The organism is Bacillus nitratireducens (assembly GCF_001884135.1).
Taxonomy (GTDB): domain Bacteria; phylum Bacillota; class Bacilli; order Bacillales; family Bacillaceae_G; genus Bacillus_A; species Bacillus_A nitratireducens.
The window spans coordinates 13,143-26,613 of sequence record NZ_MAOC01000090.1; the positions used below are offsets into that span (position 1 = coordinate 13,143).

Below are 13,471 nucleotides of genomic sequence, written 5' to 3' on the forward strand. Positions count from 1 at the left end.
TCAGACCCTTTATATCTCTCGCATTAGCCCCACGTTTTATTATAAGAAAGTGAACCAGTATTTACCAGTGTTTTTCTGATTGTTTTTATTATTTTGATATCTTAATGGTTATTTTTAATAGAAACATAGTTAAAGCTTATATAGGTAATTACAATATTTTTCCGCCAAAAGAGAGAGAAGATTATCTTTTCTATTTTAAATATTGAATCTTTTTGTTAGAGTAAATAATAGAGATATATTGAAAGGGGACAAAGACTCGATATGCGTACGAACTTGTAATGATTAGAAATTAGATAGATGAATTTTTCTCTCGTAAGTGAGGGTTTATTTAGTTATCTATGAATCATTCAAGGCCTGCATATTTAGCTTGTACATCCCTTTTGTAAGGATAGATGCCTATGTGGGGAAATTTATATCTCTTATATAAAATATGCGCCCTTTAACTTTGGAGGAGTATATGATGAATCAATTAAAAAATAAAGTAGCTGTTGTTACAGGTGTAAGTCGTCTAGACGGTATAGGAGCAGCTATTTGCACAGAGTTAGCAGAGGCTGGATACGATATATTTTTTACGTATTGGACAGAATACGATAAAGAGATGCCTTGGGGCGTTGATGAAAATGAACAAATACAATTAAAAGAAGAGTTGATACAAAACGGTGTCAAAGTATCGAGCATGGAATTAGATCTAGCTCAGAATGATGCGCCAAATCAGCTTATAAATAAAGTTACTGAACAACTAGGGTACCCTCATATATTAATTAACAATGCAGCGTATTCCACGAATAATGATTTCTCTAATTTGACTGCCGAAGAGTTGGATAAGCATTACATGGTAAATGTTCGCGGCACTACATTATTAAGTAGTAAGTTTGCTCAAGGATTTGATAAAAAATCTGGCGGTAGAATTGTTAATATTACTTCGGGGCAATTTAAAGGGCCTATGGCTGGAGAACTAGCCTATGCAACAACGAAGGGAGCTATTGATGCTCTCACTAGTACGTTATCAGCAGAAGTGGCTCATTTAGGGATAACGGTGAATGCAATTAACCCAGGTCCAACTGATACGGGTTGGATGACTGAGGAGATAAAGCAAGGATTAAGACCGATGTTTCCTTTCGGCAGAATTGGTGAGCCAAAGGATGCAGCAAGACTTATTAAGTTTTTAGTGAGCGAAGAAGCCGGGTGGATTACAGGACAAGTTATTCATTCAGAAGGTGGATTTAAGAGATAAGTTTATAAATAAAAAGGAGGTATCTCATTTCAGTGAGATACCTTCTTTTTAATCTTTCTTCAATCTTCGTGCTATACCATTTCCTAATGACTGTAATCCTTGAACGAGAATGATTAAAATAAAGACTGTTGCATACATTACTTCAGGTTCGTAGCGTAAATGTCCGAATCGATATGCGAGATCACCGAGGCCTCCAGCACCTACAAGTCCAGCCATTGCTGTTGCACCGATTAAGCCAATTGTTGCGATTGTTAATCCAAGTACGAGAGACGGACGAGCTTCTTTAACCATAACGTGCCAAATGATTTTTATAGTAGAGACTCCCATTGCTTGATATGCTTCAATGACACCGCGATCCACTTCTAATAAAGCAGTTTCCATTAAACGTGCAATATAAGGGGCTGTAAATACGACAAGTGGTACGATAACACCTTGCACGCCAATGGACGTTCCCATTAGAAACTTTGTGAAAGGTAAAATAAAGAATAATAGAATGATAAATGGAAGAGAGCGAATGACATTAATAATTGTATTAAGAATAGGATAGATAACTTTATTTTCTCGCTGTCCACCAGGTCTCGTTAAAACAAGTGTGACACCGAGTGGTAATGCAATAAGAATAGAGATAAGTAGTGAAATAGATGTCATTTGAAATGTTTGAATTGTTGCTTCCCATATTACGTTACCCCACTCATCCAAAAAGGACTTGTTTCCCATAATCTGTTCTACCTCCTTCTACGATGATCCCTTGTTCTTGTAAAAATGATAAGGCACGGTGTACTTCATTTTTTTCGCCTTGCATATGAACGGTCAGTTTCCCATATGCCTCATGTTTTAACTGCGTAATATTGCCTGATAAAATATTCGGATATACTTGAAAACGTTTTGTAGCGACAGCTAACGCTGGTTCTCCTGAAGCGGTTCCTATAAATGAAAGTGTTACAATTTCCCCAGTGCTTTGTAGTTCTTTCTGTACCTCTTCTGGAATTTTAGCTGCAAATGCGCTATTTACAAATTTCTTCGTTGTTACATGTTGTGGATTTGTAAAAATGTCCTTCACAGTCCCGCTTTCAACGACAGATCCATGTTCCATTACAGCAACTCGATCACATATACGCTGGATGACATTCATTTCGTGTGTAATTAGCAAAATCGTAATTCCGATTTCTTCGTTGATCTTTAATAATAAATCAAGAATAGAATCGGTCGTTTCTGGATCTAATGCGCTCGTTGCTTCATCACTTAATAAAACTTCAGGCTCATGAGATAGTGCGCGAGCAATCGCTACACGTTGCTTTTGACCACCAGATAATTCGCTTGAATAGGCATCTTTTTTATTAAAGAGATCAACAATACGTAAATACTTTTCTACCCTTTTTTCAATTTCATTTTTGGGAAGACCAGATAGACGTAAGGGTAGTGCGATGTTTTCATAAACGGTAACGGTTTTAAGTAAATTGAATCCTTGAAAAATCATGCCGATCTTTTGTCTTGCTTTTGCGAGTTCTTTTGTTGATAAGGTTGTTAAATCTTGTTCATTTACAATGATATTTCCTGTCGTTGGTTTTTCTAATAAATTTACACAACGAATTAATGTACTTTTGCCAGCGCCACTATATCCGATGATTCCAAATACTTCGCCCTTTTTTACTTTAAGGGAAGTTGATTTAAGGGCCTCAACATTCCCTTTTTTTGTTGTAAATACTTTGGAGACGTTTTTTAATTCAATCATTATAGTCAGCTCCTACCAAGACGGTAAAACAGAACCATCGAATTTTTTCTCAATGAAATCTTTTACTTCTTTAGATTGATAAGCTTTCTTTAATTTGTTTACAACAGCATCATCTTTATTTTCAGTACGAACAACGACCCAGTTCACATATGGTGAATCTTTTCCTTCACGGAAAATAGAATCTTTCGCTGGACTTAATTTTGCACCTAATGCAAAGTTTGTATTAATTGCAGCTGCCTTTACTTCACTTAGCTGTGTTGGTAATTGAGATGCCTCTAATTCAACAATCTTTAAATTTTTTGGATTTTCAATTACATCTTTTGCAGTCGCTTTTTCTGTAGCCTTTGGATCAACTTTTAAAACCCCTGCTTTTTCAAATAGCTTTAAAGCACGAAGCTCATTTGTTGGATCATTTGGGACAGCGATTGCATCGCCCTCTTTTAATTCTTTTACATCTTTTAAGCTTTTAGAATACACACCCATAGGGAATGTTACTGTGGAAAATACTTCAGTTAATTTCATATTACGTTCAGCTTTAAATACGTCTAAATAAGATTTAGTTTGATAGCTATTTACATCAAGGCTTTTTTCATCTAAAGATACGTTCGGCGCTACATAATCATTAAATACCTTTACATCAATTTCGAGACCATCTTTTGCGGCAACTTCTTTCACCTTTTCAAAAATTTGTTCATGCGGTCCACCTGTTACACCAACGGTAATCTTTTTCTCATCTAATGCTTTTACCTCTTTATCAGAATTAGCACCACATGCACCTAACAATAATACAGCTCCACTTACAATACTTAATAATACCTTTTTCATCTATAATTCCCCCTTAATATACGTTCCAAAATAAAAAGCACCTCTCAAAAATAAGAGAGGTGCCGAATAGACGAAATAGGTTCCTCTCTTATCTTCCAAAACGAAAATCGTTCTGCAGGAATTAGCACCTTAGCTTATACGTTATAAGCTCGGTTGCCGGGCATCATCGGGCCAGTCCCTCCGCCACTCTTGATAAGAGTATGTGTATGTAGTTTTTAAATATGGTACTAATAGTAAATCTTACAAAAAGAATTGTCAATGGTATTTTCTGAATATATTTTATTTTAAGGTAATGGAAACATTCCCTTTTTTATGCCCTTTTTCTACATATATATGAGCTTCTGGAATTTCTTCTAAGCGATAAATTCTATCAATAACAGGTTTTAAATTTTCTGTTTCAGTTAATTTTTTTAGTAGAATCATATCTTCTTTACTTACTTTTGCCATCATTCCGTTAACAGATACATATTTTCCATTGGGCGTTAATACTTTTTGACAAAGGGATCTTTTAATTTTTCCAACTGCATCAAATATAATATCGTAGCGTTCAGCTCGCTTTGTAAAATCTTCTTTCGTATAATCAATTACGTGATTAGCTCCTAAAGATTGCACGAGTTCAAAGTTTGAATTACTACAAACAGCTGTAACGGTCGCGCCAAAATATTTAGCAAGTTGTACGGCAGCTGTTCCTACTGAACCAGATGCGCCATATATAAGTACTTGTTGCCCTTTTCTTATACGTCCTTTTCTCAGGAAGTGTAAAGCTGAAGTTCCGCCAAAAGGAATAATGGCAGCTTCTTCATACGTCACATTGGTAGGTTTTAATGATATCAATCCGCTTTCATGCACACATGTATATTCTGCATAACCACCGACATTAAGCTCTGTTAATGCGAAAACTTGGTCTCCTTTTTTAAATTGAGTTACATCTGTTCCTATTTCTTCGATTTCACCAGATAGCTCGACGCCGAGTATAGGTTTTCTTGGTTTTTTAAAACCTAATATAATCCGCATAGGAATCCAAAATAAAAGGGGGCTATTAAAGCCGCGCATTCTACAATCTCCAGTTGTTACACTTGTTGCGTGAATTTTAACTAATACTTCATTCTTTTTTGGAGTAGGTTTCTCTACATCTTGAAGTTTGAGAACATTAGGTGGCCCATACTTTGTGCAAATAATTGCTTTCATAATGACCTCCTGAATTTAGTTGTTTTTATTTACATCATATTTAAGTATTTCTTTAAACATGTTGTTATTCGAGAAATAAAGTGAAATAGAAATATTAAAAAGTATATAGATTTCAAAGGAAAATAGATGATATCCTTTTGGAAAGGAGGAGAAATTATGAAAAAACTTATTTTAACTTCTAGTATGATCCTTGCAGTTATTTTAGGTGTAGGGTGTAGTAATGAGAAAACAACAAAGACGGATGAACCGAAAAAAGCATCGGTTCAAAAAGAGAAGGAATTAGCAGCGAAAGATGTTTTCAAGAAAGCGAATGAAGCTTTTAAAAATGAAGAACATGTAACGATGACATATGATGTAGGGATAAAAGCTGAAGGAACAGAGATGGAGCTGCTAAAGGCTAAAATGCAATTAGAGCCAAAGAAAAAGAATTCTCGTTCTGAAATGAATGTTTCTGGTACAGAGGTTGTAGTGTATGCGGTGGATGGTAAAGTTGCTGGTCAGGTGAAAAATCCTAATACAGGAGAAGTTATATCTGTACCGGAGGAGCAATTAAATGCTAGCGGGATGAAAGCAACTCAAGATATTGTAGATAATTTAGAAGTGCCAGCAGTAGTTTTAGATAAAATGAAGATGGAGAAAAGCGGAGATAAATATAAGCTGACGTTTATATTAAAAGGGCAAGAAACAGAGAGTATGTTAACTAGCATGGATGAAACGCAGAAGAAAATGCTACAAGCACAAAATGCAAAGATAGAAGAAGTGGATGCAGAATACATCATTACAAAAGATTTTAAATATGAATCAGCGAAGATAGATATGATTATGAGTAGTAATGGTAAGGATAAGGCACACATTATTACGAATGCAAAATATACATCGTACGAAAAGTTTGAGCCAATACAGCTGCCAGCAGCAAAGTAATAGTTTTGATGAGGGAGGGACCTAAAATAAAGGGTCTCTCTCTTTTTGTTAATACCTTCTTCGTAGGAAAGTAGGTACAATATGAAGAGGAAGAACGTTAGAAGAGGAGAGTGCCATTTGAAAAAAAGAAAGATAGCAGCTGTTATTGTAGCGTATACAGTGTTGCTCGCGACATCTATATATACATACAAAGAGCAACTGGATCATCCTATTATGAGTGATGTAGGGAAGTTACTTCCAACGAAAATTAAACGTGTTGAAAATGCTGAAGATGAAAGTTCATTAAAAAAGTTAGTGCAAGATGCAACTGTTTCTGGAGAGAAGATTTCTATTGCAGGTATGCAACATAGCCAAGGCGGACAGACGTATTATCCGAACGGTACGATGCTTGATATGAAAGGGTATAATGAAATATTAGAATTCGATCCGGAGAAGAAGAGGATTAGGGTGCAAAGCGGTGTCACATGGAATGACATTCAAAAGAAAATCAATCCATATGGTCTTGCAGTTCAAGTGATGCAATCTCAAAATATTTTTACTGTGGGTGGTTCATTAAGTGTAAATGTACATGGGCGCGATATTCGTCATGAAGCATTGATTGATACAGTAGAGTCGTTCAGATTGTTAATGGCAGATGGTACGGTGCGTAATGTAAGTAGAGAAGAAAATGCTGATTTGTTTCCGTATGTAGTTGGGGGATACGGATTGTTTGGTGTAATTTTAGATGTGACGCTACAGTTAACAAACGATGAATTGTATGAAACGCATACGAAGGTACTAGATTATAAAGAATACTCTTCATACTTTAAGAATAAAGTACGAAGGGACGAGAATATACGCATGCATTTAGCACGTATTTCTGTTGCCCCAAATTCATTTTTAAAAGAAATGTATGTGACAGATTATGTACTATCAGAAGATCAGCAGAAGCTGAGAGAGTACAGCAAATTAAAAGAAGAAAATATTATAGCTGTGCCGAAATTCTTACTTGGGTTATCACGTTATAGTGACTGGGGAAAGGGCGCATTTTGGGATATACAAAGAAGTTATTTTGAACGTACAGATGGTAAGTACGAAACGCGAAATAACGTAATGAGATCTGATAGTGCTTTTATGGAATACGATAATCCAAACTTGACCGAAGTTTTACAAGAGTACTTTATACCGATAGATGGTTTTGCAGAGTATATAGATGATTTGCGAAGTGTTTTAAATGAAGAGGAATTAAACCTTCTTAACATTACAATCCGCTATGTAGAAAAGAATGAGAATGCGGTGCTATCTTATGCGAAAGATGATATGTTTGCGCTTGTGCTTCTAATTAATCAAGGGCGTTCTGAGGATGAAATAAAGAAAACAAAAGTGGTCATTCAAAAGATGATTGATGTTACATTAAAGCATAATGGAAGTTATTATTTACCGTATTATTCTTATCCGGCAAAAGAGCAACTAAAGAAAGCATATCCTCGTATAGAAGAATTCCTTCAGAAGAAGAAGGAAGTAGACCCAGAGGAAAGGTTTGTGAATTTATTTTATAAGGAGTATAGCAAATGACATATAGAAGATTTGTAGCGTCACAAAGCATAATTATGATGGCGGGAAGTATGGTATTTCCTTTTTACATTCTATTGCTTCGAAATGTTGGGAATAGCTTCTCGCAATTTGGCTGGGCGTACGGCTTATTTGCCTTAACTTCAGCTCTAGTATATCCGTTAGTTGGAAGAACCTCTGATAGAGTAGGTGATAGAAAGTTATTAATTATATACGCCTGGTCTATGGCTATATTAATGCTTTGTTTTCCTATTGCAACAGAAGTTTGGCATGTATACATTCTCCAAATTTTAATGGGTATTTTAGGTGCTGTGCAGCGTAATACGGAGAAGACGTCGTTAGCACGAAAGGTAGAACAGAAAAAAGCTGGTTATGAAATTGGAAAATATCATGTGTGGACATCGGTTGGAGGAGCAGTAGCAGTTATTGCAACGGGATATTTAGTAGATTTCTTTACGATTGGCACCATTTTTTATATAGCATCTATTTTATATGCAGTGAGTGGAATTGTATTAAGTAGCAAAAAAATATAATCATACCCATTTTTACCTGATTACCCTTTATTTGTTATACTTATGGAGAAGACAAAAGAAAAGGGGACATTGCCTTTGATGAAATTTATAGTTTTAGCTATTCTCACTTTGTTTTTGATTCCATGGACTAGAAGCGGTAATAAAATTCGCGCGGTGGATAAAGGAGGAAATGAGAAAGTTGTAAAGGGTAAGAAATCATCTATTTTAGTTATTCCTGTTTTATTTTGGATAGGTATTGCAATCTATGAATATTTCTGGCTAATTGATGATCGAGCAGATTCTATTCTTACTCATTATTCTGTTGCAGTAGCGGTTTTAATTGGGCTTGTTTTATTTTCACAAGAGCAGGTAGGGAAATTAGAAGGTACATTAAAAGGACTTCTAATGTTTGTTTTACTCGCAAGTTACGGCTATTTTGGTTATTTGCACGATATAGTAATCTCGCAAAAGAAATATGATTCGGTCGTGAAGGTAGAGAAAGATATTTCAGAGACATTTACTGAAAATGACCAACCGTTTACAGTTCCGCCTAAAACAGCGGAAAATAAAATGAAAAAGGTATTTGGTGATATTCCGAAAGTAGCTTATTTTGAGCTAGGGGAATTAACGCCACAAATGGTAAATGGTGAAGCCTTGTATGTAGCACCGATAGAAGTTTCGGGATTTTTTAAAGCGCGTAAGGCAGGAACAATACCAGGTTACGTAACAATGTCAGGTACAAATCCTGATGCGGAAGCGAAATTACATCTTGGATATAAAATGAAGTATGTACCAAGTATGTTTTTTGGTAATAAATTAGAACGTGCTGTTCGAAAAGCAGAGCCAGATTTAGTTTTTAAAGGGAAACCCAAATTTGAAGTTGATGATAAAGGAAAACCGTATTATACAATGACATACGGTGAGTTTATTTCAGGAAGATCAGGGTTTGAAGTAGAAGGCGTTGTCGTTGTTGATGCACAAACAGGTGATGTGAAGCGATATGATAAAGGGAATGCACCTAAATTCGTTGATGGTGTATTAAATCATGAAACAGCATCTACGTTAAATACGTACTTCGGAAAATACATTCACGGATTTTGGAATACGAAATTCTCACAAACTGACATGAAGATTCCGACTGAGTGGGGGACGAAGGAGGGCGTTACACCTATCTTCGGAAAGGATGGTAAACTGTATTACTTTACAGACTTTACCTCTCCGAAAGAAGGAGTAGATTCTGCTCTCGGTTACTCATTAGTTGATGCACGTACAGGAAAGTTGTATTACTATAACGGAAAAGAAGTGAAAGGAATTATGGACGGTTCGGCTGCTACAGAAGTAGTAGATAATTCCTTTAAGAGAGAGAAATGGCATGGAACAATGCCAGTTATTTATAACGTATACGGTAAGCCTTCTTGGATTGTACCAGTTATTGATGACGGCGGGTTAGTACGTGCTCATACTGTTATATATGCTTCTAATGCAAAAGTGTTTGCGTCAGGTTCGACGCAAAAAGAAGCGCTTGAGAACTATAAAAATGCGCTAAGCGGAAGTGGTGATTCATTTAGACCGACTTCAAATGGGAAAGAAGCGCAAAAAGAAGGCACTGTACAACGTGTGTATAAAGAAAAATCAGGTGAAAATACGATTGTGTACGTACTATTAGAAAATGAGCAAAAAGTATTTATGGTACCAGCGAAGAAATTCCCATATGCAATGTTTACAGAAGTAGGAGATCCAATTCAAATCACATATTTAGACACAGGAGAAACGATGGCATCTGTATCTAAATTTACAAATAGTAATTTGAAAAAGTAAAGCGATAGAGATTCTATCGCTTTTTTTACATTATTAAACAGGAAAATACAGTATACTTGACGTATATTTATGTTGTAACTATAATTGTTACGATTCGACATTTATATGAAAGGGTGAATGAAAAAAGTGAATGGAGTTAATCACGAAGTATATAAACCTGTAAAGACAAACAGGTTATGGATGATTCTTGTATTAGGGACACTTACGGCAATTGGGCCATTATCGATTGATATGTATTTGCCATCTTTACCGAAGTTAACAGATGATTTACAAACGGGGGCATCTCTTGCGCAGCTTACATTGACAGCTTGTTTACTTGGGCTTTCAGTGGGCCAGTTATTTGTTGGTTCAATTAGTGACATTTACGGAAGACGCAAACCTCTTATTATCGCTCTTATTATTTATGTTGCTTCTTCTTTACTTTGTGCTGTTGCACCATCGATTTGGAGTTTAGTGCTTTTACGTTTCTTACAAGGTGCTTCAGGGTCTGCTGGTATCGTTATATCACGTGCAATGGTACGCGATATGTATTCAGGTTCTGAAATGACGAAGTTTTTCTCACTGCTTATGTTAGTAAACGGAGCAGCGCCTATTTTGGCACCGATTATTGGAGGGCAATTATTACAGTTCACATCATGGCGCGGCGTTTTTATCGTTCTTGGAGCAATTAGTGTATTCATGCTAATATCAGCTACTTTCGTATTACGTGAAACATTACCTCTTGAAGAAAGAGAGACAGGTGGATTATCAGGAACGCTTGCAACATACGGAAAGCTTCTGAAAGATCGTTTATTTATGGGATATGCATTGTCGCAAGGATTAGTAACAGCAGCAATGTTTGCTTATATTTCTGGTTCACCGTTCGTGTTGCAAAATATATACGGGGCATCACCACAACAGTTTAGTTTGTTCTTTGCAATTAACGGTATTGGTATTATTATTGCTAGCCAAGTTACTGGCCGCTTAGCGGGGAAAGTTAATGAGAAAACTTTATTTGTTGCGGGTATTATTATTGCGGCTGTTGGCGGTCTGTCGTTACTACTTACAATCGTATTAGGAATAGGGCTAATCGGTGTTTTATGCTCGCTATTTCTTGTTGTATCAAGTGTTGGGGTTGTATCAACAACCGGCTTCTCGTTAGCGATGAGAAATCAAAAACAAGCAGCAGGAACAGCATCAGCTTTACTAGGTTTATTACAGTTTATTTCAGGAGCACTTGTAGCACCGCTAGTAGGTATTGGTGGAAGCAATACAGCACTTCCTATGGGTGTTGTTATAGCTCTTTGTGAAATTGGTGCTGTGTTATGTTATTTATTCATGGCAAAAAGAAGTGAAAAGCAGTTTGAACTGCAACAAAGACAAAATTTAGAGGCTTAATTCATAAAAAGAGCTGATTCAAACATGTTTTGAATCAGCTCTTTTTTCATTTCTTTGAAATAACTCATGCAAAAGTTACTTGCATAAAGTGACGATACTGTGACAAAAATGTGGGTATATATATTAAGAAATCATCTTAAGTACAAAATTTAGGATGTTCTCGGTATAATAAAACAAGTGGAGATAAAAGAAACTATAATTAGAAGTAGCTGTAGATAAAAGGAGAATTGAAGATGAAGAAGGTTTTGGGTATTGCTGTAATGGGAGGTATGCTCCTTCTAGCAGGGTGTAATGGAAATAAAGATACGAAAGAACCGAAAGAAAAGGTAGAGCAATCTACTGAACAAACAGAAGAGATGAAAGAATACCTTGCAGTACATGAAAAATATGATATAAAAATGAACAAAGAAATCAATAAAGCATTACAGTTATTTGAAGTGGCAAAAGAAAAGGGCGGTAAGGAAATAACGAATGCTAAATATAAGGAAGACGTGCAAAAGGTAACAACGAGCATGTTAGAAGATATTGATCATATACGTAAAGAAATTCGTGTTCCAAAGTCGAAAGAGCAAGAGCATGAGGTATATGCTGGTTTCTTGGATGAATCGGAACAAGCGATGAAAAAATTACAGAAGTTAGCTAAAGAAGAAGATTCATCGTTGATTCGTGATATAGAAATTAACTTTGCAACAGCATCCACATACTATAAACGTTTTCAAACAGAGGCCCAAAAATAACCTTGCGCATGCGCAAGGTTATTTTTTCTTCTTACCATCTCCGTCTTCATCCTCGGATACCAATACCTTCTGTTCTTCGTGAAATTCCGAAATTGTTTGTCCAGTAATATTATCGAATGGAGTATAAAAAGAAGTGATACGTTTCTTCTTAATGAAGAGTTTGTAGAAGCCGATGGTTACGAGTATGACAATTGTTAATGGCAATCCTATGGTGGCTAGAAGTAAGGGATCCATCTTATAAACTCCTTTAAAGTAATTAATTTTATTATAGGTTAAAGTAGTGACTTTAAGAAATAATACCATTAAAAACTGATTTTTCTAAATATATCCAATTTGATTGACTTTTCTTTTTTTCAGAATTATAATTCGAAATATACAATTTGAACCAAATAATAATATAGCAATTTACTTATCCAGAGAGGTAGAGGGACTGGCCCTATGACACCTCAGCAGCGGGTTCTGTAGTAGGAACACCGTGCTAATTCCAGCAAGCAAGGCTTGAAAGATAAGTGATGGGCATAGTTTTATTAAGCCTTGATCTTATTTTTTAAGATCAAGGCTTTTTGTGTTTTAAGAAGTGGAGAAGGAGTAATGGGAACAAATATGTCAATAAAACAAAGTAAATTCATTTGTTTAGGGGGGTATTGAAGTGTATGTTATTAAAAAACTATCGGTTATGGTATTTACACTATGGGTTATTACGACAGTAACATTTTTAATTATGCATATTATTCCAGGGGATCCATTTTCGTCAGATGCGAAAATCTTTCCTGAAGAAGTGATACAAAACATGAGAGCGAAGTATCACCTTGATGAACCGTTATGGAATCAGTATGTTGCTTATTTGGATGGGGTAGTTCATTTTGATTTTGGTGAATCTGTTCAATCGACAGGTCAAGGTGTATCGGAAATTATAACAACCGGTTTTGGACCGTCAGCAATTATTGGTTTACAAGCACTTGTTATTTCATTGTTAGTCGGAATTGCCGCAGGTACATTTGCCGCGCTATATCATGGGAAAGTGATTGATTATAGTGTGAGCTTGCTTGCGATTCTCGGTATTTCCATTCCTAGTTTTATTTTAGCGCCACTCTTTATACAAGTATTCGCCATCCAATTTGAATTACTACCAGTGGCGTCTTGGGGAACCTTCGAGCATACTGTATTACCTTCCTTCGCATTAGCGTTAGGACCAATCGCGGTTATTACAAGGTTTGTTCGCTCTAATATGATTGAAGTGTTGCAGAGTGATTATATTAAGCTAGCGAGAGCGAAAGGTATACCAATTAAGAAAATCATTATAAGACATGCTCTTCGAAATGCAATTGTTCCGGTACTTACATTTGTTGGCCCATTAATGGCTGGACTTTTAACAGGAACTTTCGTTATTGAAAAAATATTTTCAATTCCTGGTTTAGGAAAATATTTTGTAGATAGTATTTTTAACCGAGATTATCCGGTAATTATGGGAACAACCATTTTCTATAGTTCGCTATTAATTGTATGTATTTTTATTACAGATATCATTCATCGTATTGTTGATCCGCGTATTCGTTCTATTACGTAAGGAGGGGAA

General features: G+C 35.8%; 13 protein-coding genes and 2 riboswitches. Of the genes, 8 read left to right on the plus strand and 5 right to left on the minus strand.

Annotated elements, in window-relative coordinates; translation table 11 throughout:
* Window positions 1–457 precede the first annotated feature (457 nt).
* On the plus strand, window positions 458–1,234 hold the full coding sequence (locus tag BAU23_RS24470) for an SDR family oxidoreductase (protein WP_071735299.1): 777 nt from the start codon (window positions 458–460) through the stop codon (window positions 1,232–1,234).
* Window positions 1,235–1,282: 48 nt separating this feature from the next.
* Here BAU23_RS24470 and BAU23_RS24475 read toward each other — a convergent pair whose 3' ends face one another.
* The 4 genes from BAU23_RS24475 to BAU23_RS24490 all read right to left on the minus strand — a co-directional run bounded on the left by BAU23_RS24475 (window position 1,283) and on the right by BAU23_RS24490 (window position 4,979).
* Complete coding sequence (locus BAU23_RS24475) at window positions 1,283–1,951, minus strand: methionine ABC transporter permease (RefSeq protein ID WP_000527158.1); 669 nt, start codon at window positions 1,949–1,951, stop codon at window positions 1,283–1,285.
* On the minus strand, window positions 1,926–2,966 hold the full coding sequence (locus tag BAU23_RS24480; RefSeq protein WP_071735301.1) for a methionine ABC transporter ATP-binding protein: 1,041 nt from the start codon (window positions 2,964–2,966) through the stop codon (window positions 1,926–1,928). Before BAU23_RS24480 ends, BAU23_RS24475 begins: the two co-directional genes overlap by 26 nt.
* Before the next feature lie 12 nt (window positions 2,967–2,978).
* A complete protein-coding gene (locus tag BAU23_RS24485; protein ID WP_000756967.1) occupies window positions 2,979–3,791 on the minus strand; it encodes a MetQ/NlpA family ABC transporter substrate-binding protein in 813 nt (270 codons plus the stop codon).
* 85 nt (window positions 3,792–3,876) lie between these two features.
* Window positions 3,877–3,990, minus strand: a riboswitch (SAM riboswitch).
* An 80-nt stretch (window positions 3,991–4,070) separates the two neighbouring features.
* On the minus strand, window positions 4,071–4,979 hold the full coding sequence (locus BAU23_RS24490; RefSeq protein ID WP_000643845.1) for an NAD(P)-dependent alcohol dehydrogenase: 909 nt from the start codon (window positions 4,977–4,979) through the stop codon (window positions 4,071–4,073).
* A gap of 156 nt (window positions 4,980–5,135) precedes the next feature.
* Here BAU23_RS24490 and BAU23_RS24495 point away from each other — a divergent pair, with 156 nt between their 5' ends.
* The 6 genes from BAU23_RS24495 (at window position 5,136) to BAU23_RS24520 (ending at window position 11,895) form a co-directional block, all read left to right on the plus strand.
* Window positions 5,136–5,900 carry a hypothetical protein gene (locus tag BAU23_RS24495; RefSeq protein WP_071735303.1) on the plus strand — a complete coding sequence of 255 codons (765 nt, stop codon included), beginning with the start codon at window positions 5,136–5,138 and terminating at the stop codon, window positions 5,898–5,900.
* Window positions 5,901–6,017: 117 nt separating this feature from the next.
* A complete protein-coding gene (locus BAU23_RS24500; RefSeq protein ID WP_071735305.1) occupies window positions 6,018–7,454 on the plus strand; it encodes an FAD-binding oxidoreductase in 1,437 nt (478 codons plus the stop codon).
* The gene (locus BAU23_RS24505) at window positions 7,451–7,984 is read left to right on the plus strand and encodes an MFS transporter (RefSeq protein ID WP_000222371.1); all 534 of its coding nucleotides are present in this window, start codon (window positions 7,451–7,453) and stop codon (window positions 7,982–7,984) included. The genes BAU23_RS24500 and BAU23_RS24505 overlap by 4 nt, the downstream gene beginning before the upstream one ends.
* A 78-nt stretch (window positions 7,985–8,062) precedes the next feature.
* Window positions 8,063–9,781: a DUF3981 domain-containing protein gene (locus tag BAU23_RS24510; RefSeq protein WP_000668929.1), complete on the plus strand. Its 1,719-nt coding sequence runs from the start codon at window positions 8,063–8,065 to the stop codon at window positions 9,779–9,781.
* 117 nt (window positions 9,782–9,898) lie between these two features.
* A complete protein-coding gene (locus BAU23_RS24515; protein ID WP_000757491.1) occupies window positions 9,899–11,158 on the plus strand; it encodes a multidrug effflux MFS transporter in 1,260 nt (419 codons plus the stop codon).
* 233 nt (window positions 11,159–11,391) lie between these two features.
* Window positions 11,392–11,895: a hypothetical protein gene (locus BAU23_RS24520; RefSeq protein WP_000756513.1), complete on the plus strand. Its 504-nt coding sequence runs from the start codon at window positions 11,392–11,394 to the stop codon at window positions 11,893–11,895.
* Window positions 11,896–11,913: 18 nt separating this feature from the next.
* Here BAU23_RS24520 and BAU23_RS24525 read toward each other — a convergent pair whose 3' ends face one another.
* Window positions 11,914–12,129 (minus strand): DUF3951 domain-containing protein, encoded by a 216-nt coding sequence (locus tag BAU23_RS24525; RefSeq protein ID WP_000371400.1) that lies wholly within the window; start codon window positions 12,127–12,129, stop codon window positions 11,914–11,916.
* A gap of 172 nt (window positions 12,130–12,301) precedes the next feature.
* Window positions 12,302–12,407: riboswitch (SAM riboswitch) on the plus strand.
* Between the two features lie 137 nt (window positions 12,408–12,544).
* Here BAU23_RS24525 and BAU23_RS24530 point away from each other — a divergent pair.
* Window positions 12,545–13,462, plus strand: a complete 918-nt coding sequence (locus BAU23_RS24530; RefSeq protein ID WP_000289323.1) for an ABC transporter permease — start codon at window positions 12,545–12,547, stop codon at window positions 13,460–13,462.
* Window positions 13,463–13,471 lie beyond the last annotated feature (9 nt).